This is a genomic window from Streptococcus mitis, assembly GCF_009496155.1.
Classification (GTDB): Bacteria; Bacillota; Bacilli; order Lactobacillales; family Streptococcaceae; genus Streptococcus; species Streptococcus mitis_BQ.
Map to the genome: position 1 here is coordinate 22,865 of NZ_WIJP01000010.1, position 25,681 is coordinate 48,545.

Genomic DNA, 25,681 nt, shown 5'->3' on the forward strand with positions numbered 1-25,681 from the left:
TCCTATTCATTTCTCAGTTTCAAACCACGAATCTTTAATCTCTTTTGCAATTCTGGTGCAAATAAAACCAAGGCAAGCAAGATTGCATTAAAGAGACGAACCAGATTTTGATCTAGACTTGGAATTTCATAGATATTTAAAATAATCAAACGGTAAACAATAGCACCGATTCCGATAGATAACAAGCGACCTCCAATGGTCAAATCGTGAATCAAGACTTCCGCAATAATCACAGCACTCAAACCAACCACGATAGTCCCTGTCCCAGAAGTCACATCTGAAAATCCATCATTTTGGGCGAACAAGGAACCACATAGGGCAATCAAGCCGTTTGAAATCATGTAACCAACAATCTTCATGGTATCTACATTGACCCCATTTGCCTCACTCATCGGAATATTATCACCAGTCGAACGCAAGACCAAGCCAATCTCTGTTTTCATCAAAAGAGTCAAGACCAAACAAACAAGTAAGAGACAGGCTAAACTGAGTGAGAAAACAGCTTCCTCAGTTGTCAGCCCTAAGCTCGCCAACTGTTTAAAGACAGTCGAAGAATCTCCCAAGGAAAGATTGGGCACACTTCCCATGATTTTAATATTGATTGAATAAAGCCCTGTCAAAGTCACAATACCTGTCAAGAGAGCTGGAATTTTCATCTTGGTGTGGAGCATTCCTGATACTAGACCTGCTACCATACCTGCCAGCAAAGCAAGTAAGGTCGCAATCCAAGGATTTGTCCCTGCCTGTATCTGAGATACGACGACAGCCGCCCCCAGTGGAAAGGCTCCTTCAGCAGTCATATCCGCAATATCCAAAATACGGAAAGTCAAGTAGACCCCAATCGCCATAATCGACCACAACAAACCTTCTGATAAACTAGATAATACAAAATTCATCTTAAACCTCCTTATTCCTTGCCTTCTAACTTACTAATATCAATTCCTAGTGCATCTGCCATTTCTTGATTAATATGCAATTCCAGTTTTTCAGGCAACTCAACTGCTATATTTTCTGGCTTTTCCCCTTTTAAAACACGAACCAGCATTCGTGCTGTCTGCCGTCCCAATTCTTCATAATTGGTTCCGTAGTTATACAAGCCACCAACAGCAATCATTTCTGTTGAACCACCAAATACTGGAACCTTGTGTTTAATAGAAACCTGCTTGACTGTTTCCATGGTTGACGAAATGATATTGTCCGTTGGGACAAAAACCATATCCACCTCTGCCATCAAGCTTTCTGCAGCCGCCTTGACGTTGTTACTGTCCAAGATTGTTTTTTCAACAACGGTAAATCCTTTTTCTTCTAGAAGTCGTTTGGCTTCATCCTTTTGGACAACCGAATTTGGCTCGCTCTGAGTATAGAGAATTCCAATCGTTTTAGCCTTTGGTAGGACTTTCTTTATCAAATTGATTTGGGTTGAAATGGCATCTGACGACTGGTCGCTTGTCCCAGTTACATTGCCCCCAGGATGTTCTCTTGACTCAACCAACTTGGCACTGACTGGGTCTGTTACAGCTGAAAAGATAACAGGTGTTGTTTGCGTTGTATTGGTCAAGCTCTGAGCAGAAGGCGTTGCGATAGCTAGAACAACATCACTGGATTCTGCTAGTTGCTGGGAAATGGTTTTTAGATTTCTCTGTTCTCCTTGTGCATTTTGTAAATCAATCTCAATATTTTTCCCCTCCACATAGCCTTGTTTAGCCAGCTCATCCACAAATCCTTCTCTAGTAGCATCTAGAGACTGGTGGGTAATAAATTGCGAAATACCGATACGAAACACATCTTTTTTCTTATCTGCCTTCAACTGATGTAAACTAATCAGAGAGAGCAAGAGGATACCCACTACCAAGAGAGGGGCTAGTAATTTTCGAACAACTTTCATAATGAAACTCCTTCTCAGAAAAGATAAAACAAAAAAACCGCCTAGATACTATCTAAACGGATGCTTGAAATAATCTAACAAGTTATAACTTTGCTAGTCCATTTAGATATTCATCTATATGGACCACAATCAAAAATCTTAGCCACATAGATACAAACAAATTGCTTGAACTGTTTGCATCCATGGTGACATGTCTACAAACACTATCTAAAGTAGCTAAAGTAAAAGTTTTGATTCATCGTTACAGCTTGTCTTTTATTCATTTCTTTTTCTGCTTTCTTTTTTGATGTTTCCTATCTTACCACCTTTTTCATTAGCTGTCAAGAATATTTCAGAATTTTTTAAAATTTTTCGAAAATTCTTTCAAAGTTTTTCGATTTCTGTTTCAAACTCATAACAAAGTCAGTCTAAACCCAGAAAAGATGACACGAAATTTCAATTTTATACATTAACACTAGCTTCTAGATACACAAGTCATCTTTTTAAGAGTCAAAAATTTACTTTATTTTGCTCAAAAACAATAAATTCCTTAAATTTATCTTTGAAAAGTTCAATAGCTTCCAAATTTTTTCTAGTCATTATGTAAGTAAAGGATAGTGGAATAGAAATTTCTTCTGGTATTCGAGTAGCAATATTAGGATTTAAAGTCATTTTAAGGTATAGAGGAAGATAAGATATCCCTTGTCCCATTTCAATCAATTTCTCAGTCACTGCTATATCCTTTATAGAAACAAATTGAGATTCTGGAACAATTTCAGAAATTTCTTGTTTTACTTTATTCCAATAAACAGGATGATTATCTGATAAAATCTTATATTTTTGAAATAACTCCACCTCAGTTAGTTGAGAATCATTTTTGGGATAAAAAAGAGCAATTTTCCCCTCACAAATTTTTTCTGAATTAATCTTTGTAGTATAAGGTTCTTCCCTAGCTATCCCAATATCAAATTGATTATTTTCAATTTCTCGAGCAATATCATTTTGTAAAACGGTAATTGAAATACCTACAGATGGTTGTTCTTCAAAAAATTCTGGAAGAAATTTCGGTAACAGATAGGTAGCTATGTAAGGTGAAACTGCGATGTTTAAATGTGTTTCCAACTTTTTATTTTTTAACTGTATTTTTTTAATTCCATCTTCATATGTCGCAATTATTTTTTTTACGATAGGGATAAATTCTCGTCCTGTTGGAGTCAGAGTTAAATTTCTTCCAACTGTTTCAAATAAATTTACTTGCAAGTGTTTTTCGAGTTTTTTTATTTGCTGGTGAAGTGTTGGTTCCGTTAAAAATAATTCTTCACTTGCTCTATGATAATTGAGGTGTTTAGATAATACTAAGAATGTATAATACCAATCTAAATTCATTATCTCCTCTCCTTCCTAAAATAATATTTAATGAATTATTAACTTTTTCCAAATTTTAAAAAGTTAGTATTTATTATATCATAGAATCAAGAATAATTTATTCGATTATATGAAAGGAGCAATATGATGAAGATTAATATACCTTTTAACCAGAACTTATTGCCTAAACGATTTGGAAAAGAAGCAGATTGTACTGACATTATTAAGGGGAATCCTATACGATCTTTCCCCTTTGAAATTAGCGAATTACCAGAAGGGACAAAATATACAGCTATTACTTTAATTGATTATGATGCTATTCCAGTTTGTTCATTCCCTTGGATTCACTGGCTTGCTACGGATATAGAAGTCAAAAATAATACAGTCATTATTCCTGAAAATTACAGTCTAGATTATAAAGATTCTATTACGCAAGGGAAAAATAGTTTCGCAAGTCCTCTATTGGAAACTGATTTTTCTGAAATTGATTCTATGTTTGTTGGACCAACTCCTCCTGATAAAGATCATCGATATACGCTAGAAGTGTTCGCTCTAGCTACTAAAACAGATTTGAAAAATGGATTCTACTATAATGAACTATTAGATGCTCTCTCTTCAATCTCATTGGAGAAAACTAGTACAGTTGTTATTGGTCAATTTTAAATAAAAAATATGGGATAAACAAATTTTATAATACTTTGAAACAGATACGGGCTATCAAATTCACTAATTTAACATACTCCAATTTCTAAAATTCTCTATACATAAGTTTGAAGCTATAGAAAAACTCAAGCTTATACTCAATGAAAATCAAAGAGTATTAGGAGAAATTTATCAAAACTTTACATAATAAAAACGCATAATATCAAGCTTACCTACATCTAATATTATGCGTTTTTATCATTTTAAAATTTTTAAACCTATCTCTTTTAAGGATAGAAAAAAGGTTTATAATTTCCATAAAATTGACATGGAAATTATAAAACCAATATTAGCGTATATCTTGTTTATAACGTGTTAATTCTGCTTGGTTAGCCCACACATAGTGACCTGGACGGATTTCAACCATAGACGGCTTATCAGTCTCATAGTCATGTTGACTTGGATCGTAAACCTTCAAGACCTTCTTACGTTCCAAGATTGGATCTGGGATTGGTACCGCTGAAAGCAAGGCTTGAGTATATGGGTGAATTGGATTGTTAAACAATTCTTCTGTTTCTGCAACCTCTACAATAACCCCCTTATAAATAACTGCAATACGATCTGAAATAAAGCGAACAACCGACAAATCATGGGCGATGAAGAGATAGGTCAAACCAAGTTCTTTTTGGAATTTTTTAAGCAAGTTCAAGACTTGGGCACGTACAGAAACGTCCAAGGCTGAAATTGGCTCATCTGCAATAACAAAGTCTGGTTGCATGACCAAGGCACGGGCGATACCGATACGTTGACGTTGACCACCTGAGAATTCATGAGGGTAACGAGTCAAGTGCTCAGCAAGAAGACCTACTTCACGGATAATATTTTGAACTTTCTCTTTACGTTCTTCTTCATCTTTGAACAGATGGTGATTGTAAAGACCTTCAGAAATAATATAATCAACAGTCGCACGTTCATTCAAACTTGCTGCAGGGTCTTGGAAAATCATCTGGATACGACGAATCAATTCCGCAACTTGTTCACGAGATTTCTTACCATTAATCTTTTGACCATCAAAAATGATGTCACCATTACTTGTATCATTGAGACCGATTATCGCACGACCAATAGTTGTTTTCCCACTACCTGACTCACCTACAAGCGAGAAAGTTTCTCCCTTGTTGATAAAGAAGTTAGCATTTTTAACCGCGACAAACTTCTTACTTCCTTCACCGAAGGAAATTTCTAAATCTTTGATTTCTACTAATTTTTCAGACATTTCCTTCCTCCTAGTCTGCCAGATGGGCAAATCCCATTTTATCACGAATCTTATCGTGGAGATTTGCAATCACAGCTGGTTTTTCTACTTTTGGAGCATCCTCATGAAGCAGCCAAGTTTTAGCCCAATGCGTCTCTGATACTGAGAATTGAGGGGCTTTTTGTTCGAAGTCAATCTGCATTGCATAGTCTGAACGCAAGGCAAAGGCATCCCCTTTCAAGTCAGTATAAAGTGACGGAGGTGTTCCTGGGATTGAGTAAAGATCCCCTTTATCATCAGCAAGCTGAGGCAAGCTAGACAAGAGACTCCATGTATATGGATGGCGAGGGTCATAGAAGACTTCCTCAACCGTTCCATATTCAACGATTTCTCCTGCATACATAACCGCTACCTTATCCGCAATACTTGCTACCACACCAAGGTCGTGGGTGATAAAGATTGTTGTGAAATGGTACTCGTTTTGTAAAGATTTCAGCAAATCAATAATCTGTGCCTGAATAGTCACATCCAAGGCAGTCGTTGGCTCATCACAGATCAGGACATCAGGTCGGCAGGCAAGAGCAATCGCAATAACGATACGTTGACGCATTCCTCCAGAATATTGGAATGGGTATTCATCAAAACGTCTATCTGCGTCTGGAATCCCAACCTTATTCATATAGTCAATCGCCAATTCTTTTGCTTCTTTGGCTGTTTTTCCTTGGTGTTTTACAATAACTTCTGTAATCTGACTACCAATTGTTTTAATTGGGTCCAAACTAGTCATTGGATCCTGGAAAATCGTCGCAATCTTAGCGCCACGAATTTGTTCCCAATCCTTGTGAGAAGACAAGGATGTCAAATCTTGACCACGGTAGTCAATACTTCCTTGGGCAATACGACCATTTTCTTCAAGCATACCTGTAAAGGTTTTTGTCAAAACAGATTTCCCTGATCCTGACTCGCCTACCAAGGCTAGTACCTCTCCTTCAACTAGTTCAAGGGAAACGCCGCGAATGGCTGTCAATACTTTGTCACGAACGTCAAATTCCACGACAATATCGCGAGCAGTCAAAATTACATTTTTTTCTTTTGTCATTTCTACTCCTATCTATGTGTACGTGGATCACTAGCATCTGCTAAGTTTTGACCAACTACGAAAAAGGACAAGGATACCAAGACAAGAGTTGTCAATGGAATCCAGAACAAGTAAGCATTGGTTGTTACGTTTTGTGAATAATCCGAAATCAAACGACCCAAACTTGGCACTGTAATCGGTAATCCAAGACCGAAGAAAGACAAGAAGGCTTCGTATGAGATAAAGCTTGGAAGCATTTGGGTCATCGTTGTCACAATAACAGATACCAATTGTGGCATGATATTTTTGGCAACAATCTTCAAGGTTGGGGTTCCCAAAGTACGCGACGCCAAGTTGTATTCCAAATCACGATAACGCAAGATTTGCACACGGATCATGAAAGCAATCCCAATCCATGTTGTTACACTCATGGCAAAAATCAGATTCCAGAATCCAGCTCCGATTGAGTAAGTCAAGACAATGACAATCAAAAGAGATGGAATGTTTGAGATGACGTTATAAACTTCCATCATGACACGGTCAACGGATTTTGAAATTCCCCAAATACCACCGACAAAGACACCGATAACCAAGTTAATCGCTGTCGCAATGACAGAAATGAGGATAGAGTTACGAGCTCCGAACCAGACACCGTCAAAGAGCGATTTACCGTTACTGTCAGTACCGAACCAATGCTCAGCATTTGGCTTGATATAACGAGCGCTAAAATCGTTTACCTTGCTGACATCATTGAAATCAAACTTAGAAAACATTGGGTAGATGAAACTCATCAAAATGATGGCTACCAAGATTCCCAACATGACTACAGTTGATTTTTTCTTCATAAATTGTCTAAACACTGATTTCCAGTAAGAATATGCTGGCGCATCAATAGTTTCAGAGGCAAAATCGTCACGTTTTACGAACTGAAATTTTTCTTTATCGATTGTAGACATTATTTGCCTCCTTTCTCAGTCAATTTAATACGTGGGTCAATAATAGTCATCCAAATATCTCCTAAAAGAAGAGAGAGGATAGAAATACATGTAAAGATGAAGACAAGACCAACGACCATAGAGTTATTAGATGCTTTTACAGAATCAATCAACATTTTACCCATACCTGGGAAGGCGAAGACTGTTTCAGTAAGAGTTGCACCACCGATAACCCCGATAACGGCACCAGGAATTCCTGAAACAAGCGGAACCATGGCATTTTTAAAGATGTGTTTGTTTGAAATTTCTTTTTCAGATAAACCTTTTGCACGAGCAAAACGTACAAAATCTTGTGATTGCAAGTCAATCATATAACGACGAATCCAAATAGCTGTAATAGGAGCCCCCAACAAACCAAGGATAACTGCTGGTAAAACATAAGAACGCCAATCTCCAGCTCCCAGGATAGGGAATGAATCTGGAAGACCAATTGATGATCCAATCAAACGAACGATGTAAACCAAGGCAATCGTTGGAAGAGCCATCAAGAAGGTCAAAGCACCTGTCGAAAAGCTATCAATCCAAGTGTTCTTGAAACGGGCCATGGCTGAACCAAGCGGCACGGCAATCGCATAAGAAATCACTAAACCAATCAATCCAACGACAGCAGAGCTGGCAATCATAGAAGGATATTGGTAGTTACTTTCAGTAGCTGTATAAGGATCATCTTTTCCGTAGTTGGCTACTTCACGAGAATCAGCCTGACTAGGTGATTTGTAGGTTCTTGAGTAAATATTTACAGAAGAAGTTTTCTTACCTGTTGGGAACTGAACTTGACCCGTTTTTGTTTGCCCTTGCCCCTGAGTAATAACCTGTAAAACAGGGCTATTAGCATATGTTGGATAAGAGTCACCTAAATTGATGTTCACAAAGTTTTGATGCACGAATGGGAACTGACTGTTGAAGTACAAGAGATATTTATGTTTAGTTCCTGAACCAACCAATGACCATCCGATTGCTGGATCATTTTCGAAACGAAGGTAACGTTTCAAGTCTGGATTTTCAGGGTCTTGAATTTTATTTGTATGGTCAATGTCAATTAAGTTAGCATAGAATTTGAAAACACGTTCAAAAATTGGGATTTCACGAGTAGCGTAGAATTGGCCACTTTCAGTAAATTCTCCTAGAGTCCAACCATGACCGATTTGTTTGATGTATTTTTCATAGATAGCCTTGTTGGTGTCATTAGCTTCAACTGTTACAGAGGCATCCATCTGGCTAGCTTTTTCTTGCAATTCCTTGGTATCGTAGTACTCGATATAGCCCATACGCTCATAAACAGTGTTCTCATAGTTATCACGCTTATCAGCAGTTGTCGCAATCTTGTTATAGTTGGTATCCTGTTTGAAAATTAATTTTCGAGGAACCATTGTATAGATAATCGTGTAAGTCAAGGTTGTTACTAAGAAGATAGAAACCAATGACCGCAAGACACGCATAAAAATATATTTCTTCATATCGTTTCCTTTTTAAATCCCAAAAGAACCTTCTCCTCATGGAGAGAAAGTTCCCTTGAGAGTTATTTATTTAACGTGTTTAGTCAATTCTTTTTGAACTTTTTCGTTTGATTCTTTTTTCTCTTTGAGCCATTTCTCACGAGCTTGTTCATAATCAGCCTTTGTTACAACTTTGTCTTGTAACTGAATATATTTGAAGTAGAGATTTGAACCTTTGTCTCCAGATTGGCTATAAGAAGCTGAGAATGGTACAACACGAGAAATGAATGGTGCAGCACCACTAGAAGACATAGCTGGTAAGAAGAGTGAACTGTCTGTCAACCAAGCTTGAGCAGCAGCATATTTTTCATAACGTTTGTTAAGATCACTTGTTTCTTTTCCAGCTTCATCAAGCAATTTATCGTAATCTTTCACACCAACTTTAGCTGCAGCTGCATTTGATGGGTCATCATACCCCATATAAGTTTTCGTTTGCTCACTATTAGTTGATTTAAGGATATCAAGGTAAGTTGATGGATCTTCATAGTCAGGATTCCATCCAACCGCACCTGAAAGATCCCAATCCTCAGCTGCTGCATTAGCAGCATAATAAGTCGCATTAAAGAATTCATCTTTAGAAATTTGTTGAATATCGATGACAACATTTTCTTCGCCTAAAACTTTTTCAACTGATTGTTTGAACGACTGAATCCGTGCGACAAAGTTTTTAGAGGTTTGGTCTACTGGAACATCCAAGTGGATAGGGAATTTCACACCTTCTGCTTCCAGAGCAGTTTTAGCTTTAGCAAATTCTGCTTTAGCTTTGTCAGCGTTAAAGAGACCGTCTTGACCATCAGCAAAGTTTACATCTTTCCACTCATCTCCATAAGTCTTAACTTTTTCAGCAACCAAGTCACCGAAAGTTTTTTCGCCTGCAGTCACAAAGTCTGGTTTCACAAATAAATTACGAACTGCGAGAGGAGCACCTTCTTTACCGTTAACTTGAGCAGAATAACCTGTACGGTCAAAGGCAAAGTTCAAGGCTTGGCGGAAGTCTTTGTTAAGAAGAGCTTTCTTAGTAGATGTTTTCTCTTCATCTGTCGTTTTAGATGTATATTTGTAATTTTGTCGATCGATATTTACACCTAAACCTCCAATACCAGCTCCTGATGGAGTGTAGAAAATATTATCCTTGTATGACTCCTCTACCTTTGAGAAGTTTGAACTTGTTGGGTAAAGACGAGCAAAACTATAAGCTCCACTTGTAAAGTTACGCTCAAGTGATTCTTGGTCCGAACCATCAAAATATGCCAGTGTTGCTGTATCTAAATGAACATTCTCTTTATCCCAGTACTGCTCGTTCTTAGCAAATTCGATAGAAGATTTAGCAGTCAAACCTTTGAGCAAGAAAGGTCCATTATATAGCAATGATGTAGGATCTGTCGCTTTAGCAAAATCAGAGCCTTTTGATTTTTCAAATTCTTCGTTTAATGGCCAGAAAATTGAATAAACCATCTTAGAGTTCCAGTAAGGTTCTGGTTGGTTCAAAGTATACTCAAGAGTATAGTCATCAACCGCTTTAACACCTACTGTAGAGAAATCTTTTGAATTCCCAGCCAAATAATCAGATAAACCTTTAACAGAAGTTTCAGCTAGATATAGAGCTTCTGATTTCTTATCTGCCGCATGTTTCAATCCATTCACGAAATCTTTAGCAGTCACTTCGGCATATTCTTCACCATCGGATGTCATCCATTTGACACCTTTACGAATTTTGTAGGTATATGTCAATCCGTCTTTTGATACAGACCAGTCTTCTGCAACCGCAGGAGTCAAATTCCCGTATTTGTCATTTGTGAAGAGGCCATCGATCCCGTTTGAAGTAGCCACTTTCGTACTCTCTTTTCCAGAGATAAGATAGTCCAATGTTTCTGGATCAGCTGAATAGACATAGCCATAAGTTTTTGGAGCTGTCGAATCAGATGATTTTGAATTCCCACAAGCTACTAATACACCTGTTGCTAATAAAGCAACTCCTGCTGCAACAAAGACTCTACTTTTTTTCATTTCTTTACTCCTCTTATAAAGTATAGGTTTTATCAATTATAACATAGATTTCAAGAAAAGTAAACGAATTTTCAGAATATTTAGGCTTATTCATACAAAAAATCTGAAAAAGCTATTGACTGTGAATGATTTTCAAGGTATAATAATAAAAGTAAAGGCGGTATAGCCAAGTGGTAAGGCACGGCTCTGCAAAAGCTTGATCGTCGGTTCAAATCCGTCTACCGCCTTCTACGAACTTGATTTATCAGGTTTCAAACGAACAGAAAGCCCAGTTTGAAGGGCTTTTTTCTTTTTCCTCGAATAAATACGTATCACTTTAAAAAACTTTTGGGGCAAGTTTGGGCTGAATTTTTCGAGGGTACAATTCTCTTTTGAAATCAACTGAAAAAAGCTTCGTCACACCTGGTGACAAAAGCCTCTAGTTTACTCTGTTTCTTCTTCTATTTCGACTTCTGTAATTTGGACTTTTACCTTGGTAACACGTCCATTTTTTACCTTATCATTGGTTAGGATAAGCTGTTTGTTTTGGCTGACCAATTCATAGCTGAGTTTCTCAGTCGTTGGAATGGTCCCAACTCCTGTCAAATAATAACCAGCGATGGTATCAACGTCATCACTTTCCAGTTCAACATCAAAGTAGTCATTGAAATCATTGAGATTCATGGTACCTTGAACGATATAAGTGTCTTCTCCGATTTGATGAACTTCGATTTCTGCCTTATCTGTTTCGTCATCGATTTCCCCAACAATTTCCTCTAAGAGGTCTTCTAAGGTCACCAAACCAGCCATACCACCGTATTCATCTAGCAAGATTGCCATTTGTCTTTGGGTATTGCGCAATTCTTTTAGCAAGTCATCCACAAAAATAGTTTCAGGAACAAAGAGTGGATCTTGTAAAATTCTCTTCCATACAATATTGTCAAAACCGTCTACAAAAGCTGCCTTAAGAAGACTCTTGGTGTGAATAATCCCAATCACGTTATCCTTGTCTCCATCATAGACAGGGATACGAGAATAATTTTGTTTTAAAATACTTTGGATAATGGTTTGACTATCATCCTGAATATCCACCATAAATGCATCCGTTCGAGGAACCATGACCTCTCTGGCCATCAATTCATCCAGTGAAAAAATCCCCTGTAACATCTCAATTTCATCAGCATCTAGTGTTTCTTCACTATTGGTCAGCATGTACTCAATTTCATCACGGGTCATTTTTTCATCAGCATCGTCAAAGGTCATAGGAGTCAAGCGACTCAATAGATTGGTAGATGCAGATAAGAGCCAAACAAAGGGACTAACTAGTTTCCCCAGCCCAATGATAACTGGCGCTGTACGAATCGCCAAGGCATCCTTCAGATTAAGAGCGATTCTTTTGGGATACAATTCCCCAAAAACGATGGAAATATAAGTCAAAAATGCTAAAGATAGAAAACTTGCAACGGCATAAGCTGTTTCGCTATTTCCAAGCCAAGAAGCAATTTCTCGTCCCAGAGTTTCTGCCAAACTAGCCCCTGATAAGATCGTAATCAGAGTAATTCCTACTTGAATGGTTGATAAAAAATGGTTAGGATTTTCTAGTACCTTCAGCAGACGGATATAGCGTCTATCTCCTTCTTCTGCTTTTTGTTCAACCCGCGCACGATTTAGTGACACCATGGCCATTTCTGTAGCTGAGAAAAAAGCATTTAACACCGTCAAGATAAACAATAAAACAAATTGTAGCAACAAATTCTGACTACTTGGGTCTTCCATAGTTCTTCTCCTAAAATAGTAATTTATCCTTTATTATATCACAAAATCTAGTCCAGTACATATTATTTTTTATCAGTGTCTATTGTAGCCCTCCTTAACCTTGATTAAACTAGTAAAAGAAGAACTCCTACATCTACAAGTGACATAGGAGTTTATGTTATATTTCACTGAGTAACAGTCACTTCTCCAGTTCGGTAATCCAGTTGAAGTCCCTTTTGAACATTGGGGACTAGAACATTAAATTCCAATTCTCCGTCTGAAGACTTGGCTTCAATCTGTGAAGCTGAAGGAACTAAGTCATCGTTTGTAGCGTAGTAAAGTGTTACACGGTAACGGACACGCTTGTTTTGGTCTAGGGCTTTACGCACCAGACTTTCATAGTAGTTTTGACCAGTCGAATCCTCGGCCTGCGCCTGATTTGCCCAGGCTGTCTGAACAGCAATGTTTTTAGGATTACTTGTTGAGGCATCAAAACCATCCAAGCCGCCGATTAAGGCATAGCCTAACAAGTGACCTCTATCGACGGCATGCGTATAAGATCCCTTTAGATTCTTAACCTGATGCCAGCCTGGAGGTGTCCAAGAAGTCGAACCATTCCCAGTTTCTTCACGATTCTTGTACTGGCGAGTAGCCTTAGACAAGAGGGCATTTGCTACGGTTGGCACAGTTTCCTTACCCACTGTCTTTGTTTTGTTATCAGCGTAAGGCTTACTTGAAACCTTGGCATCTAGATTTGTTTTATTACCATTGACGATAAAAGCACCTGAGCCGTTCCACTCAAGACTCCCTTTTATTTGACTCTTGACTGCGTCTGTTAAGACACTCTCTGCCAATTCTTGACTAGGAGTTTCAGACGCTTGTTTTTTCTGACTAACCTTTGTTTTAGGACTATTAGCTGTCGACTGCATCTGCTTGATATAATAGCTCCCTGCAGACAAAAGCAATAACACTAGCAGTCCGATCAGTGTCTGTCTTGTTTTTTTGTTCATGTTTCTCCTTATCTTTAGAAAAAGGCTGGTTCTCCAGCCTAATTTCCTGTAAATTTATGAATCAATTCCTGCCATTTTGCTGGAGACAGGATAGCCCATGGATCTTGACCCTTGCCCAAGATTCCATAACCTACCATTAAACCGATTCCTAGGGCAAGAGCACCTAAAAACAGTACCAAAATGACTAGAAGTAGACGCTTGATTACATAGCTTGATTTCTTACTCATCTTCATCACTTGCCTCAATCCGCTGAATCTTAGCACCTAGCTGTGCTAACTTCTCATGGAATCGGTAGTAACCTCTATCCAAGTGAACCAATTTACCAACCACGGTTTCTCCCTGTGCTACCAAACCTGTCAAAATCAAAGCTGCGCTGGCACGAAGATCGGTAGAAAGAACTTCTGCTCCCTGCAAAGGTTGTCCACCAACAATACGAGCTGTGTCACGGATAATCTCAGAATGTAAGCCCATGCGACGCATCTCTTCTAGGTGTTGGAAACGATTTTCGAAAACTGTCTCCACCATGGTTGATTCCCCTTTTGCGACGGTCATCAAGGCTGTAAATTGAGCCTGCATATCTGTTGGAAATCCTGGATGGGGCAAGGTTTTCACATGAACAGCTTTTAAATTTTCTAGTTGAGAGCGAACTCGAATTCCTTCAGTCTCCTCTGTCACTTCCACCCCCATTTCAAGCAATTTGGCAATCAAGGGACGGTTGTGCTCCCAAACAGCGTCTTTAATCAAGACATCACCACCAGTCATGGCAGCAGCTACCATAAAGGTTCCTGCTTCGATACGGTCTTGGACTACATTATGAGTCGTACCATGAAGTTTGTCAACACCAGTAACGGTAATGGTCTCTGTACCAGCACCCTTAACCTTAGCTCCCATTTCATTGAGGAGAATGGCTAGGTCAACAATCTCAGGCTCACGCGCAGCGTTTTCAATCACTGTCACACCATCAGCCAGAGTCGCTGCCATCATCAAGTTCTGCGTAGCACCAACACTTGGGAAGTCCATGTAGATATGAGCACCCTGCAAGCGATCAGCCTTGGCTTCGATGTAACCAGCTGTCTGACTAATCTTAGCCCCCATAGCTTCTAGACCTTTCAAATGAAGGTCAATAGGGCGGCTACCAATCGTACAACCACCTGGCATGGATACCTTGGCATGACCTACACGGGCAAGAATTGGTCCCAAGACAACGATAGATGCACGCATCTTGCTGACATACTTGTAAGGAGCTTCCTCAGTAATATCACCAGTCGCGTCCACCTCAACAAGATGAGCTTCTTCATTAAAATCCACCTTGGCATTCAAACCACGAACCACCTGATTCATAGTGAAAACATCTGACAAGATGGGAACATTCTGCAAAACAGTCTTTCCTTCACTTGCTAGAATAGTCGCTGCCAACAAGGGCAAGACTGCATTCTTTGCTCCTTCGATCGTAACACTTCCTACCAGACGATTATCGCCACCTTGAACTACAATTTTTTCCATAGAGTATTTTCCTTTAATGTTGATTTTATAAATAGACTTACTTGTTGAATAAACCTATTAACTAATTTGTTAATAATCCAAGCTAAAATCAGACTTATCATCAATACAAAAAATGTAAATAACACATCATTTACTCTGGATGACACAAATATTTTTTCTAGAATAGAGATTACTAATCCATGTATCATATATAATTCAAACGATATACTACCTAGTAAAATCAAATACATATTTGAAAAATTTATTTTTTTCAGAAAAACAATAATTAAGTAGATTGTAAAAATAATATTATCTAAATTAGCCGCCAGTGCATAACTATAGCTATCTTCTAAATGTATATACTTCAATAAAATATTGTATTTATGTGAGAAAAAGAGTAACACAGTGACTAAAATAATTGCTATAATGTAATACCTATCTAAAAATCTATCAATTTTATTTTGATTTTTAGCCCATATTAGACCAATAACGAAGGCCAAAGCACTATTATACCACCAGACACTATAGCCTAATTTTATAGCCAAACAGATATAACCGATTACAAATATTGTATTGATAACAATAGATATGGACTTATTTCTGAAAAACTTAAACGATATATAAAAAAATATATACATTAAAATTATAATATCGACAAACCAACCATTATAAATAATTGTACTTCCTTTTTTAAATAAATTAGCAAAAAAATCTAAATCCATTAATTGACCGTTTACAAATCTGTAAAACATATAAATCAAAGATATAGAAAAAAATGGAACTAAAATTTTAGAAAGCCTCTTAACTAAAAAATTATCTAGATAATTTTTCTTATTTTCATTCTGAGAATACAATCCATAGGCGGACAAAAAGAAGAAAATAGAAACGATATAAGTTCCCATATAGGAAAAATTAGAAAATTCCTCACCCGATGTAACCCATTGTGACAAATGATGAAATATGATTCCTATAGCTAGAAATCCTCTAAGCCCTGATGTAGATTCAACACTTAGATATTCCTTATTTTGGGGCAACAAATAAATTAATAGCGTTATCAATAACAAGACTATAATATCCATGATTTCTATTTCTCCTTATAAGTTTAACAATATCTTTAAAAAGCTAACTACTTGAAAGCAATTTCTTAAACACGCAAATTATAATAATCCTCTAAGCGCTTCTTGCCACAACTGATATAGGCTGATAAAGAAAGAACTCATGATGTAGCCCATTACAATGCTGAAAAGGACTATCAATAAACGGACTTTTCTTGTGTTCTCAGCTGTCACTTTTAAAACCTTTTCCCATCTAACAAGATTCTTTAAAAGGTAAAAACTCACATAAATAAAGAGCATGTGACTGCTTAGAGTGAATAATAATTGAACCATTTGACTATTATACCATCTTCTCTGTTTGTGCGCTAGTTTGGAAACTTCACTCAAAAACTAGGGATTATTTTTCAAGTAATCAATTGCATCTTGTAGGGTTTTAACGGGCACGATTTTCATATCTGTCTTGATTGTTTTGGCTGCTTCTAGGGCTGTCTGGTAGTTGTTTTTAGCATCAGGATGCGCTTTTTGTTCTTCTTCGCTAACAGGATTATCAGGGGCAAAGAAAATCGCGGCACCTTCTCTAGCCGAAGCTACAACTTTCTTATCAATACCTCCAATGTCCCCCACATTACCATCACGGTCAATGGTCCCTGTACCGGCAACGATACGACCATTACGAAGACCTGGGTCAGCTATTTGGGTATAGATGGCCAGACTAAACATGAGACCTGCACTTGGACCGCCGATACCAGCTGTTGAAAAGCGAATTGGGACATCACTGGTCACTTCTGTACGGTCAATCAAACCGATTCCAATCCCATTTTTGCCATTTTCCAAGGTGATAATCTTACCTTCTGCAGACTTGGTTTGCCCATCCTCTTCATAGGTGACTTTGACAGAATCTCCTAATTTTTGAGAATTGACGTAATCAATCAAGTCTTTGGAACTGTCGAAGGTCTGATCATTGACTGCTGTGACCGTATCAGAGATGTTGAGAATCCCTTTAAAGGTCGAATTATCCGTCACAGTCAAGACATAAACTCCAAGGTATTTAAGTTCAATATCCTTACCAGCTGTTTTTAGCCCTTGATACTTGGCCATATTTTGCGATGTTTGCATGTAGAATTGATTAATTCGCATAAATTCAACATCGGAAGAACCACCTGTAGTCTCCTGAGCGCTACGAATATCTGTAAAAGGCGTCAACCAAGCATAAATCATATGGGCTAAAGTAGCGTGCTGGACACCAACCGTAACGAATTGATAGGCACCAGCTTCCTTATCTTCTGTGTCATTTACTTTAAGGACTTGACGAATATCTTCCGAACCACCTGGAACCTCTATATAGTAGGGCAAGGGCACTACAAACGCCAAGAAAGTCACAATCAAGGCAGCTATAACATATAAGGGCCATCTAATCTTTTTTTTCATTTCTTATTTCCTCCAAAATACTCTCAGGAACATAGCAGGCAATATCCTGACCAAACTTCAAAAGTTCTCTAACACCTGATGAACTGATATAAAGATGTTCAGGTCGGCTATGTAAATAAATAGTCTCTATATCAGGAGACAGCTGATGGTTGTAGTAATCAAAACTGGCTTCATATTGCAAATCCGACGCATTTCTCAAACCCCGCACTAGGCAAGTAGCCCCCAGTCTTTTTGCGACATCAACCACCAATTCATCATGAGAAGACACAACTTCAACATTTGCCAAATGTTTCAAAGCCGTTTCTAGCCCTCGTTTACGATTTTCAAGAGGGAGAAATCCTTGTTTGTGGGGATTAAAAAAAATACCGACATAGAGCTTATCAAAAAGTTTGCTCGCCCGTTCAATGATATCCAGATGCCCATTTGTCATCGGATCAAATGAGCCTGTGAATAAACCAATCTTATCTGACATAGACTGTCACCTTACTAATTCCATAAATCTTTTCCTTCCAGATACCCAGACAGGCAATTTCTTCTGGAAGTTCAACGGCCTTATCCGTTTCACACACGACCATGATATCTTCAGAAAAAAGCTCTCTCTCAGCCATTTTTTCAATATCTGCTACGATTTGTTCCTTGGCATAAGGAGGGTCTAAGAAAATGAGATCAAATTCCCCAGATACCTGTTCCAATGCCCTTTCTGCATCCATCTTGAGGAGTTGAAATTTTCCAACTTCCTTGGTCATCTGGATATTTTCAGCCACGATGGTCTGAGCTTTACGGTCTCGCTCCACCAAAACAGCGCTGGACATGCCACGTGAGACTGCCTCGATAGATAAACCACCACTACCTGCATACAGATCCAAGACTCGTCCCCCTTCAAAGTAGGGGCCAATCATATTAAAAATGGCTCCCCTAACCTTATCCGAAGTAGGCCTTGTCGTCTTGCCTTCTAATGTCTTGAGGGGACGTCCCCCATAGATTCCTGATACGATTTTCATACCGTTTATTATACCAAATTATAGGCAAAAAGAGAAAGAAAACCGAACCTTGCGGTTCGATTCTCTACAAAATATTTTCGTAAGTATCGCGAACTTCTTGAGGCCAAACACTTGTTTGCACCTCTCCGATATGTTTCTTGCGAAGTAGGAACATAGCCATCCGAGATTGTCCAATTCCTCCACCGATTGTCAATGGGAATAGACCGTTCAACAAAGCCTTGTGCCATTCCAATTCCAAGCGGTCTTCATCACCTGTGATGGCAACCTGACGGCGAAGGGTTTCTTCATCCACACGGATTCCCATAGAAGACAACTCAAAGGCTCCACCTAAAGACTCATTCCAGACAAGAATATCTCCATTCAGACCCTTGTAGCCATTTTCAGATTCGCTTGTCCAGTCATCGTAGTCTGGTGCACGTCCATCGTGCGGTTTACCATCTGGCAACTCGCCACCGATACCAATCAAGAAAACAGCGCCAAATTCTTTACAGATAGCATTTTCACGCTCTTTTGGTGTCAAGTCTGGGTAGCGTTCTACCAACTCTTCTGTGTGGATAAAAGTGATTTGTTTTGGCAAGACAGACTCGATGTCATAGCGGGCTTCAACAGCTAGCTCAGTAAGGCGAATAGCCTTATAAATCTTCTCAACTGTTTCTTTTAGGTAGGCAATGTTACGTTGTCCATTGGGAATAACCTTCTCCCAATCCCACTGGTCGACATAAACAGAGTGGGTCGCATCCAGCGAATCTTCATCTGGACGAAGGGCCTTCATGTGGACGAAGAGACCTTCACCCTCACCGAAACCAAAACGAGCCAAGGTATGGCGTTTCCATTTAGCAAGTGAATGTACCACTTCATAAGTAGCATCAGGGATTTGGAGAACCTTGACCGATACGGCATTCTCCACACCTGATAAGTTGTCCTGCATCCCGTCACCGACCCTACTCAAGATAGGACCTTGAACTTCGACAACTTCTAGCTTGTCTTTCAAATACTGGGTAAAAGTGTTTTTGACAAAGGAAATTTCTTCTTGTTGGTGGATAAAACTTTTCTTCATAAGCTACTCCTCAAAAATTTAATTAAAAGCATTATACACCTATTTCCAAGAAAAGAAAAGAGAAATTTTAAAAAAAATCAGTGTCATTCAAAACACTGATTTCATAGACCTTTAGTCATTACGACCGAAGATACGTAGAATACTTAGGAAGAGATTGATAAAATCAAGATAGATACTGAGAGCCATTGACACAACCCAGCCTGTCGCTACACGACCTTGTGATTGTTCATAGGCACGGCGAATTTTTTGGTTATCCCAAGCAATCAACCCTGAGAAAACTAAAACCATGGCCACGCTAATCATATAATCAAAGAAACCACTAGCCAAGAAAATATTGACTATCATAGCAATCAGCAAACCGATAAGAGCTGCCATCATAGCACGACCAATCCCACTCAAATCTTTCTTAGTGAACATACCGACTGCCGCCATGACAAAGAAGAGAAGAGCGCTCGATACAAAGGCAGATAAAACTGTACCTGGAGTATAGAAGGCCACCACAAAACTGAGGGTAAAGCCGTTTAATACTGAGTAAAGTAAAAATACTGGAAGAGCTGCTGGGCTATTCTTTGAAGCCATACTACTAGCAACGAAAACCAAGGCTAACTCCGCAAAAGTAGCAATGGTCAACCAGAGACGCCCTTGCATCAAAAAGTAAACCAACTGAGATTGAAAGACCGTCAACATAAGGCCTGATACTAAAGCGGATAATCCGATCCCCAGACCAACAAAGGCATAAACCTTAGCGTAAAATTGATTGAGACCTGCGTGGTCATGAATAATAGTGTGATTCATCTTTTCTCCTTTTCTATGAACATCTTTCCTTGATTATAACAAAAAAAGTTAAAATTAGCTTAAATGGAAAATCAAAATACCAGCTGCAACTGCAACATTCAAACTCTCAGCCTGCCCCTTCATACTAATATGGACCAACTGGTCTGCACTTTCAGCCATAAGGGGACTAATTCCTTGACCCTCATTTCCCATGACTAGTACAAAATTTTCTATAGGAGGCAGTTCTCTGTAATCAACAGAATCTTTAGATAAGGTTGTTGCCAGCACTGAGATACCTGCCTCTTTGATTTCCTTAAGAAGCGCTTGACTCGACATCCTATAAATGGGCAGGTGGAAATGACTGCCTTGCATGGAACGGAGGGTCTTGAGACTGTAGATATCTGCCGATTTATCTGAAACAATCACTCCAGTAAAACCTGCTGCATCCGCAGTCCGAATGATAGTTCCGACATTACCAGGATCTTGCACATCTTCCAAAAATAAAAACTTGCCCTGACTAAAGTCAACTTGCCCTACTTCTTCTTTTTGAACGACGGCAACAATTCCCTGTGGAGTCTGAGAATCTGCCAAATCTAGCAAAATATCCTCTGACACCCAGACAGTTTGCGGAAAAGCAGCTAACTGATCTCGGTAATTTTCTAGGGCAAAGATTTTCTCAATCGTCACTCCAGCTTGAACAGCTTCTTCAAACAAGTGCCAGCCTTCAATCAAATAGGCAGACTTGCGGTATTTTTTTTGGTGTAATTTCTTGGCATTTTTTACCACAGAATTGGCTTTTGAGGTTATAATAGTCATAGAAATATTATAACACAATCAAAGGGGTTTGGTATGCAAAAGGTTAGAATGATTGCCCAAGGCAGGGTGCAGGGAGTCGGCTTTCGTTGGGGTGTTTATAGCTTGGCCCTTGAAATTGGTGGCATCACAGGTCGGGTATGGAATAACGACGATGGCACAGTGGAAATCTTAGCCCAAGCAGACTCATCTGCTATCATGGCGAAATTTATCCAAGAAATCCGCAAAGGACCCACACCTTTTTCAAAAGTCAGCTATTTAGATGTCAAACTAAGCAACTTTCCTCCCTACCCTGACTTTAAAATCGCAAATTAGGTCTCTAGAACTATTGTATATTTTGTAAAAAAACAGTAGAATAGAAAGGTATTATTTTTAAAAGAAGGAATAAAAACAGTGAAATCTATTAAACGTTTTGCACTCTCAGCTATGGGAGTGGCTATGTTGCTTGTCTTGACTGGCTGTGTTAGCGTCGATAAAGCCACAGGACAGCCAACAGGAGTCATTTGGAATACTTTCGGAGCGCCTATGGCTGAAGCTATCAAGTACTTCGCTAATGATCAAGGTCTAGGCTTCGGGGTCGCTATCATCATCGTAACCATTATCGTGCGCTTGATCATCTTACCACTTGGTATCTACCAATCATGGAAGGCAACGCTTCACTCTGAAAAGATGAACGCCCTCAAGCACGTCCTTGAGCCACACCAAACACGTCTCAAGGAAGCAACGACTCAAGAAGAAAAACTCGAAGCCCAACAAGCTCTCTTTGCCGCTCAAAAAGAGCACGGCATCAGCATGTTTGGTGGTGTAGGATGTTTCCCTATCCTCCTTCAAATGCCTTTCTTCTCTGCAATTTACTTTGCTGCCCAACATACTGAAGGGGTTGCTCAAGCAAGCTACCTAGGCATTCCTCTAGGTTCTCCAAGTATGATTTTGGTTGCCTGCGCAGGTGTCCTTTACTATCTTCAATCGCTCCTTTCACTTCACGGAGTAGAAGATGAAACGCAAAGAGAACAAATCAAGAAAATGGCTTACGTGAGCCCAATCACGATTGTTGTCTTCTCCCTCATTTCACCAGCCAGTGTCACACTTTACTGGGTTGTCGGTGGTTTCATGATGATTCTCCAACAGTTTATCGTCAACTATATCGTTCGTCCAAAACTTCGCAAAAAAGTCCGTGAAGAACTGGCAAAGAACCCACCAAAAGCAAGTTCTTTCTCTACACCAAGTGGACGAAAAGACGTTACTCCTGAACAACCAACTGCTATCACAAGCAAGAAAAAACACAAAAATCGCAACGCTGGAAAACAACGTTCGAGATAAGAAGAAAAAGGCTTAGCTGGTTTGCTAAGTCTTTTTGCAAGTCATACTCTTCGAAAATCTCTTCAAACCACGTCAGCTCTATCTGCAACCTCAAAACAGTGTTTTGAGCAACCTGCGGCTAGCTTCCTAGTTTGCACTTTGATTTTCATTGAGTATCAAAAGCCCGATGTTTCCATCAGGCTTCTTTTTTATCCATGTACACGTTTCATATAGTCTTGGTAACTTTCGGTATCCATGAGTTTTTTAGCGTTCTTGACGCGGTCTGCTGTTGGTGGTTTAACCCCTTCGAGAGAATATGGAATTCCCAATTCACGCCATTTAAACTCACCCATGGTGTGATATGGTAGAATTTCAAACTTATCAACATTTTTGAGGGTCTTGACGAACTTACCAAGTTCAATCAAGTCATCATCTCTGTCTGTCAAACCTGGAACTAACACGTGGCGAATCCAGACAGGTTTTCCGATATCTGATAGATACTGGGCACAGGCCAAGATATTTTTATTGGTTTGGCTAGTAACAATCTTGTGCTGTTCTTCGTTGATTTCCTTGATATCCAAGAGGACCAAGTCAGTGACAGCCATGAGTTTGTCAAACTTTTCAAGGTAACGTGGTTTATTACGGAAAGGAAGGGCACAAGTATCCAAGGTACAGTGGATTCCGTGTTCTTTAGCCTTGGTAAAGAGGGCAATCAAGAAATCAATCTGCAAGAGGGCTTCTCCTCCACTGACTGTAATCCCACCCTTATTTCCCCAGAAACCACGGTAGCGCAAGGCCTCTGCCAAGACATCATCTACCGTCCGTTCACGTGATTTATTGGACTCCATCGCCCAAGTATCTGGGTTGTGGCAATACTGGCAACGCATGTGACAGCCCTGCAAAAAGACAATAAAGCGAATACCAGGTCCGTCTACCGAACCAAAGCTCTCCGTTGAATGCACCATTCCTGTCACTTGTCCATAATCAATTGTTTCTTCAGACATATCGTTACCTTCCTTGAAAACGTTTTATAGTTTTATTATATCATGACTTGAAGGAAAAACAAGATTTTTGCCTATTTTTTAGAAAGCAATCTGTTTTTCAATTTCATTTTCAATTAATTATCATTTTATTCTTCAAAATCAAAACCATACAAGGTTGCAAAATAGTCCTCAGGGCGCTCTGCACGGCGGATTTGACGGGCTTTGCCTTCTTCAGTATAAAGGATTTCCGCAGAACGAAGTTTGGCGTTGTACTGGTAGCCCATTGAAAAACCGTGGGCACCTGTATCATGAATTACCAGCAAATCACCAATTTCTGTATGAGGCAGTTCACGATTCACTGCAAATTTATCATTGTTTTCACAGAGTGAACCGACCACATCTACCACTTCAGCTGGCCCATCTGGATGTGTCAGATTGGTGATATGGTGGTAGGCTCCGTACATGGCTGGACGCATAAGGTTGACTGCTGATGCATCCACACCTAGATAGGTACGGTAGGTTTTCTTCTTATGAGTAACTCTTGTGACCAAAGCACCATGAGGGGCTAGCATAAAGCGACCCAATTCGGTGAAAATCTTAACCTGACCAAGACCTGCTGGCGTAAGAACCTCTTCATACACCTTACGAACTCCCTCGCCAATCAAGGCAATATCATTTGGCTCCTGGTCTGGACGATAATTGACACCAATACCGCCAGAAAGATTGATAAAGTCTAGCGAAATACCCAACTTTTCCTTGATTTCAACAGCCAATTCAAAAAGCTGACGAGCCAACTCTGGATAATAGAGATGGGTCACGGTATTGGACGCTAGGAAGGAGTGAATCCCAAAGGTCTTGGCTCCTTTTTCCTTCAAGATAGCAAAAGCTTCAAAGAGCTGGTCCTTGGTCATGCCAAACTTGGCTTCTCCAGGATTGTCCATGATGTCTGTCCCCAGTTCAAAAACGCCTCCAGGATTATAACGACATGAGATGATTTCTGGAATGCCTGCTGCTCGCTCCAGATGTTCAATATCTTCAAAAGCATCCAAGTTAATGGTCGCACCCAATTCACGCGCATAGGCATATTCCTTATCTGGCGTATTGTTTGAAGAGAACATGATCTCATAACCTGGAAAATCCAGTTTATGACTCATCAAAAGCTCTACATAACTAGAGCAGTCCACGCCACAGCCTTCCTCTTGGAGAATTTTCAAAATAGCTGGGGTTGGAGTAGCCTTAACTGCAAAATATTCCTTAAAGCCCTTGTTCCACGAAAAGGCTTGGTTGACGGCTCTTGCCTTCTCACGAATTCCCTTCTCATCATACAAGTGAAAGGGAGTGGGGAACTCGGCAACAATCTCTTCTAAGTCTTCTTTATTGATAAATGGTGTTTTCATAAGCTTCCTTCTATTCTATTTGCAAAGAAAGGCTGGGACAATCGTTCCAACCTTTAGTTCTATTTCTTATTTATCTTCGTCAAAGATATTTCCAACCTCAACATCGATGGCTTGATTCTTGACATCAATATTGGTTACCTTCAAGAGTGACTTGTAGTCAAACTGCTTTTCACGTTCTTCTTGGGCATTGTCCGCAAAGACCGCTACACCTGCCAATTCTGAATCAAACTCACGCAAGAGACTGATCATCCCGTTGACAGTTCCTCCGCCTTTCAAGAAGTCATCCACAATCAAGACACGGCTTCCTGCCTTGAGACTACGTTTTGAAAGGAACATTTTCTCAATGCGGTCACCACTTGAACCTGAAACATAGTTGACGCTAACCGTTGAACCTTCGGTAATTTTCAAGTCACGGCGTACAATGACAAAGGGAACATTGAGGACATTGGCAACTGCATTTGCAAGTGGAACACCCTTGGTCGCTACAGTCATAACCGCGTCAATTTTTTGGTCCATAAAGCTCTTGGCAATAATACGACCAATGTTTTTCAAGATAGCTGGTGTGCTAAGCAAATCAGACAGGTAGATGTAGCCACCTGGCAAGATACGGTCACTTTCTGACAACTTGGCACGCAAGTCTTCAACCATTTCCTTAGCATCCTGACTCGAAATAGACGGTGTAAAGATAACACCTCCACCAGCCCCAGTTACTGTCTGGATATGACCGATTTCAATTTCCTCAAAGGCGCGTTTGATAATGACGATATCTTCTGAGATGGATGATTTAGCAGATTCATACTTTTCAGCAAAAGTATTGAGACTAGTTAGTTTATAAGGATTATTAATCAAATAGTTGGAAATGACAACCATCCGATCACTTCTTCTTAATTTCATTTCTATTTCCCACTTCATTTAATTTTGATATTTTATCTATTATACCATATTC

26 protein-coding genes and 1 tRNA gene are annotated in these 25,681 nt (G+C 39.3%); 4 read left to right on the forward strand and 23 right to left on the reverse strand.

The genetic code is table 11. From position 1 onward, the window contains the following. Positions 1-2 precede the first annotated feature (2 nt). From GEZ84_RS07075 to GEZ84_RS07085, 3 genes are all read right to left on the reverse strand, one after another. Entirely contained in the window at positions 3-896 is an 894-nt protein-coding gene (locus GEZ84_RS07075) for an ABC transporter permease (protein ID WP_153224013.1), read from the reverse strand. A gap of 11 nt (positions 897-907) precedes the next feature. After that, positions 908-1,885, reverse strand: coding sequence for an ABC transporter substrate-binding protein (locus tag GEZ84_RS07080; protein ID WP_153224014.1), 978 nt, complete (start codon positions 1,883-1,885; stop codon positions 908-910). Positions 1,886-2,374: 489 nt separating this feature from the next. Continuing rightward, positions 2,375-3,250 (reverse strand): LysR family transcriptional regulator, encoded by an 876-nt coding sequence (locus GEZ84_RS07085; RefSeq protein WP_153224015.1) that lies wholly within the window; start codon positions 3,248-3,250, stop codon positions 2,375-2,377. Positions 3,251-3,376: 126 nt separating this feature from the next. Between GEZ84_RS07085 and GEZ84_RS07090 the strand changes: the two genes are divergently transcribed. Beyond that, entirely contained in the window at positions 3,377-3,892 is a 516-nt protein-coding gene (locus GEZ84_RS07090) for a YbhB/YbcL family Raf kinase inhibitor-like protein (RefSeq protein WP_153224016.1), read from the forward strand. Between the two features lie 328 nt (positions 3,893-4,220). On the opposite strand, the gene GEZ84_RS07095 is transcribed toward GEZ84_RS07090, so the two are convergent. The 5 genes from GEZ84_RS07095 to GEZ84_RS07115 form a co-directional block, all read right to left on the reverse strand. Further along, entirely contained in the window at positions 4,221-5,147 is a 927-nt protein-coding gene (locus GEZ84_RS07095) for an ATP-binding cassette domain-containing protein (protein ID WP_153224017.1), read from the reverse strand. Between the two features lie 10 nt (positions 5,148-5,157). After that, positions 5,158-6,225 (reverse strand): ABC transporter ATP-binding protein, encoded by a 1,068-nt coding sequence (locus GEZ84_RS07100; RefSeq protein ID WP_153224018.1) that lies wholly within the window; start codon positions 6,223-6,225, stop codon positions 5,158-5,160. Positions 6,226-6,233: 8 nt separating this feature from the next. Further along, positions 6,234-7,160 (reverse strand): oligopeptide ABC transporter permease OppC, encoded by a 927-nt coding sequence (gene oppC / locus GEZ84_RS07105; protein ID WP_153224019.1) that lies wholly within the window; start codon positions 7,158-7,160, stop codon positions 6,234-6,236. Continuing rightward, positions 7,160-8,656 (reverse strand): ABC transporter permease, encoded by a 1,497-nt coding sequence (locus GEZ84_RS07110; protein ID WP_153224020.1) that lies wholly within the window; start codon positions 8,654-8,656, stop codon positions 7,160-7,162. The genes oppC and GEZ84_RS07110 overlap by 1 nt, the downstream gene beginning before the upstream one ends. Before the next feature lie 66 nt (positions 8,657-8,722). Continuing rightward, positions 8,723-10,702 (reverse strand): peptide ABC transporter substrate-binding protein, encoded by a 1,980-nt coding sequence (locus GEZ84_RS07115; RefSeq protein ID WP_153224021.1) that lies wholly within the window; start codon positions 10,700-10,702, stop codon positions 8,723-8,725. 156 nt (positions 10,703-10,858) lie between these two features. Between GEZ84_RS07115 and GEZ84_RS07120 the strand changes: the two genes are divergently transcribed. After that, positions 10,859-10,929, forward strand: a tRNA-Cys gene (locus GEZ84_RS07120). Between the two features lie 196 nt (positions 10,930-11,125). On the opposite strand, the gene GEZ84_RS07125 is transcribed toward GEZ84_RS07120, so the two are convergent. The 12 genes from GEZ84_RS07125 to GEZ84_RS07180 all read right to left on the reverse strand — a co-directional run bounded on the left by GEZ84_RS07125 (position 11,126) and on the right by GEZ84_RS07180 (position 21,059). Beyond that, entirely contained in the window at positions 11,126-12,457 is a 1,332-nt protein-coding gene (locus GEZ84_RS07125) for a hemolysin family protein (protein ID WP_153224022.1), read from the reverse strand. A gap of 164 nt (positions 12,458-12,621) precedes the next feature. Beyond that, positions 12,622-13,446: a DNA-entry nuclease EndA gene (gene endA / locus GEZ84_RS07130; RefSeq protein WP_153224023.1), complete on the reverse strand. Its 825-nt coding sequence runs from the start codon at positions 13,444-13,446 to the stop codon at positions 12,622-12,624. 38 nt (positions 13,447-13,484) lie between these two features. Then, on the reverse strand, positions 13,485-13,673 hold the full coding sequence (locus GEZ84_RS07135) for a DNA-directed RNA polymerase subunit beta (protein WP_025171934.1): 189 nt from the start codon (positions 13,671-13,673) through the stop codon (positions 13,485-13,487). Then, positions 13,666-14,949: a UDP-N-acetylglucosamine 1-carboxyvinyltransferase gene (gene murA / locus GEZ84_RS07140; protein ID WP_153224024.1), complete on the reverse strand. Its 1,284-nt coding sequence runs from the start codon at positions 14,947-14,949 to the stop codon at positions 13,666-13,668. The genes GEZ84_RS07135 and murA overlap by 8 nt, the downstream gene beginning before the upstream one ends. Then, a complete protein-coding gene (locus tag GEZ84_RS07145; RefSeq protein ID WP_153224025.1) occupies positions 14,934-16,007 on the reverse strand; it encodes an acyltransferase family protein in 1,074 nt (357 codons plus the stop codon). The genes murA and GEZ84_RS07145 overlap by 16 nt, the downstream gene beginning before the upstream one ends. Positions 16,008-16,085: 78 nt before the next feature. Next, the gene (locus GEZ84_RS07150; RefSeq protein ID WP_153224026.1) at positions 16,086-16,316 is read right to left on the reverse strand and encodes a DUF1146 family protein; all 231 of its coding nucleotides are present in this window, start codon (positions 16,314-16,316) and stop codon (positions 16,086-16,088) included. A gap of 57 nt (positions 16,317-16,373) precedes the next feature. Further along, a complete protein-coding gene (locus GEZ84_RS07155; RefSeq protein ID WP_000727281.1) occupies positions 16,374-17,411 on the reverse strand; it encodes a SepM family pheromone-processing serine protease in 1,038 nt (345 codons plus the stop codon). Then, on the reverse strand, positions 17,395-17,883 hold the full coding sequence (gene coaD / locus GEZ84_RS07160; RefSeq protein WP_153224027.1) for a pantetheine-phosphate adenylyltransferase: 489 nt from the start codon (positions 17,881-17,883) through the stop codon (positions 17,395-17,397). The genes GEZ84_RS07155 and coaD overlap by 17 nt, the downstream gene beginning before the upstream one ends. Further along, a complete protein-coding gene (gene rsmD, locus GEZ84_RS07165) occupies positions 17,873-18,412 on the reverse strand; it encodes a 16S rRNA (guanine(966)-N(2))-methyltransferase RsmD (RefSeq protein ID WP_153224028.1) in 540 nt (179 codons plus the stop codon). Before rsmD ends, coaD begins: the two co-directional genes overlap by 11 nt. A gap of 64 nt (positions 18,413-18,476) precedes the next feature. Continuing rightward, positions 18,477-19,469, reverse strand: coding sequence for an aspartate--ammonia ligase (asnA, locus tag GEZ84_RS07170; protein WP_049510788.1), 993 nt, complete (start codon positions 19,467-19,469; stop codon positions 18,477-18,479). Between the two features lie 111 nt (positions 19,470-19,580). Continuing rightward, on the reverse strand, positions 19,581-20,264 hold the full coding sequence (locus tag GEZ84_RS07175; RefSeq protein ID WP_153224029.1) for a Bax inhibitor-1/YccA family protein: 684 nt from the start codon (positions 20,262-20,264) through the stop codon (positions 19,581-19,583). A gap of 54 nt (positions 20,265-20,318) precedes the next feature. Next, the gene (locus GEZ84_RS07180; protein ID WP_153224030.1) at positions 20,319-21,059 is read right to left on the reverse strand and encodes a TrmH family RNA methyltransferase; all 741 of its coding nucleotides are present in this window, start codon (positions 21,057-21,059) and stop codon (positions 20,319-20,321) included. A 33-nt stretch (positions 21,060-21,092) separates the two neighbouring features. On the opposite strand from GEZ84_RS07180, the gene GEZ84_RS07185 reads away from it, so the two are divergent. Beyond that, the gene (locus GEZ84_RS07185; protein WP_001174612.1) at positions 21,093-21,371 is read left to right on the forward strand and encodes an acylphosphatase; all 279 of its coding nucleotides are present in this window, start codon (positions 21,093-21,095) and stop codon (positions 21,369-21,371) included. A 78-nt stretch (positions 21,372-21,449) separates the two neighbouring features. Then, entirely contained in the window at positions 21,450-22,376 is a 927-nt protein-coding gene (yidC, locus tag GEZ84_RS07190) for a membrane protein insertase YidC (protein WP_319946436.1), read from the forward strand. A gap of 188 nt (positions 22,377-22,564) precedes the next feature. Here the strand turns inward: yidC and pflA are convergent, their stop codons facing one another. The 3 genes from pflA to purR form a co-directional block, all read right to left on the reverse strand. Continuing rightward, complete coding sequence (pflA, locus tag GEZ84_RS07195) at positions 22,565-23,359, reverse strand: pyruvate formate-lyase-activating protein (protein WP_153224031.1); 795 nt, start codon at positions 23,357-23,359, stop codon at positions 22,565-22,567. 125 nt (positions 23,360-23,484) lie between these two features. Continuing rightward, a complete protein-coding gene (locus tag GEZ84_RS07200) occupies positions 23,485-24,735 on the reverse strand; it encodes a diaminopimelate decarboxylase (protein ID WP_153224032.1) in 1,251 nt (416 codons plus the stop codon). A gap of 66 nt (positions 24,736-24,801) precedes the next feature. Continuing rightward, entirely contained in the window at positions 24,802-25,629 is an 828-nt protein-coding gene (gene purR, locus GEZ84_RS07205; protein WP_023943469.1) for a pur operon repressor, read from the reverse strand. Positions 25,630-25,681 lie beyond the last annotated feature (52 nt).

What these genes read in the sequence shown, in the direction of transcription:
- GEZ84_RS07075 (WP_153224013.1), bottom strand. Translation starts at nt 896, where the DNA reads ATGAATTTTGTATTATCTAGTTTATCAGAAGGTTTGTTGTGGTCGATT.
- GEZ84_RS07080 (WP_153224014.1), bottom strand. Translation starts at nt 1,885, where the DNA reads ATGAAAGTTGTTCGAAAATTACTAGCCCCTCTCTTGGTAGTGGGTATC.
- GEZ84_RS07085 (WP_153224015.1), bottom strand. Translation starts at nt 3,250, where the DNA reads ATGAATTTAGATTGGTATTATACATTCTTAGTATTATCTAAACACCTC.
- GEZ84_RS07090 (WP_153224016.1), top strand. Translation starts at nt 3,377, where the DNA reads ATGAAGATTAATATACCTTTTAACCAGAACTTATTGCCTAAACGATTT.
- GEZ84_RS07095 (WP_153224017.1), bottom strand. Translation starts at nt 5,147, where the DNA reads ATGTCTGAAAAATTAGTAGAAATCAAAGATTTAGAAATTTCCTTCGGT.
- GEZ84_RS07100 (WP_153224018.1), bottom strand. Translation starts at nt 6,225, where the DNA reads ATGACAAAAGAAAAAAATGTAATTTTGACTGCTCGCGATATTGTCGTG.
- oppC (WP_153224019.1), bottom strand. Translation starts at nt 7,160, where the DNA reads ATGTCTACAATCGATAAAGAAAAATTTCAGTTCGTAAAACGTGACGAT.
- GEZ84_RS07110 (WP_153224020.1), bottom strand. Translation starts at nt 8,656, where the DNA reads ATGAAGAAATATATTTTTATGCGTGTCTTGCGGTCATTGGTTTCTATC.
- GEZ84_RS07115 (WP_153224021.1), bottom strand. Translation starts at nt 10,702, where the DNA reads ATGAAAAAAAGTAGAGTCTTTGTTGCAGCAGGAGTTGCTTTATTAGCA.
- GEZ84_RS07125 (WP_153224022.1), bottom strand. Translation starts at nt 12,457, where the DNA reads ATGGAAGACCCAAGTAGTCAGAATTTGTTGCTACAATTTGTTTTATTG.
- endA (WP_153224023.1), bottom strand. Translation starts at nt 13,446, where the DNA reads ATGAACAAAAAAACAAGACAGACACTGATCGGACTGCTAGTGTTATTG.
- GEZ84_RS07135 (WP_025171934.1), bottom strand. Translation starts at nt 13,673, where the DNA reads ATGAGTAAGAAATCAAGCTATGTAATCAAGCGTCTACTTCTAGTCATT.
- murA (WP_153224024.1), bottom strand. Translation starts at nt 14,949, where the DNA reads ATGGAAAAAATTGTAGTTCAAGGTGGCGATAATCGTCTGGTAGGAAGT.
- GEZ84_RS07145 (WP_153224025.1), bottom strand. Translation starts at nt 16,007, where the DNA reads ATGGATATTATAGTCTTGTTATTGATAACGCTATTAATTTATTTGTTG.
- GEZ84_RS07150 (WP_153224026.1), bottom strand. Translation starts at nt 16,316, where the DNA reads ATGGTTCAATTATTATTCACTCTAAGCAGTCACATGCTCTTTATTTAT.
- GEZ84_RS07155 (WP_000727281.1), bottom strand. Translation starts at nt 17,411, where the DNA reads ATGAAAAAAAAGATTAGATGGCCCTTATATGTTATAGCTGCCTTGATT.
- coaD (WP_153224027.1), bottom strand. Translation starts at nt 17,883, where the DNA reads ATGTCAGATAAGATTGGTTTATTCACAGGCTCATTTGATCCGATGACA.
- rsmD (WP_153224028.1), bottom strand. Translation starts at nt 18,412, where the DNA reads ATGAAAATCGTATCAGGAATCTATGGGGGACGTCCCCTCAAGACATTA.
- asnA (WP_049510788.1), bottom strand. Translation starts at nt 19,469, where the DNA reads ATGAAGAAAAGTTTTATCCACCAACAAGAAGAAATTTCCTTTGTCAAA.
- GEZ84_RS07175 (WP_153224029.1), bottom strand. Translation starts at nt 20,264, where the DNA reads ATGAATCACACTATTATTCATGACCACGCAGGTCTCAATCAATTTTAC.
- GEZ84_RS07180 (WP_153224030.1), bottom strand. Translation starts at nt 21,059, where the DNA reads ATGACTATTATAACCTCAAAAGCCAATTCTGTGGTAAAAAATGCCAAG.
- GEZ84_RS07185 (WP_001174612.1), top strand. Translation starts at nt 21,093, where the DNA reads ATGCAAAAGGTTAGAATGATTGCCCAAGGCAGGGTGCAGGGAGTCGGC.
- pflA (WP_153224031.1), bottom strand. Translation starts at nt 23,359, where the DNA reads ATGTCTGAAGAAACAATTGATTATGGACAAGTGACAGGAATGGTGCAT.
- GEZ84_RS07200 (WP_153224032.1), bottom strand. Translation starts at nt 24,735, where the DNA reads ATGAAAACACCATTTATCAATAAAGAAGACTTAGAAGAGATTGTTGCC.
- purR (WP_023943469.1), bottom strand. Translation starts at nt 25,629, where the DNA reads ATGAAATTAAGAAGAAGTGATCGGATGGTTGTCATTTCCAACTATTTG.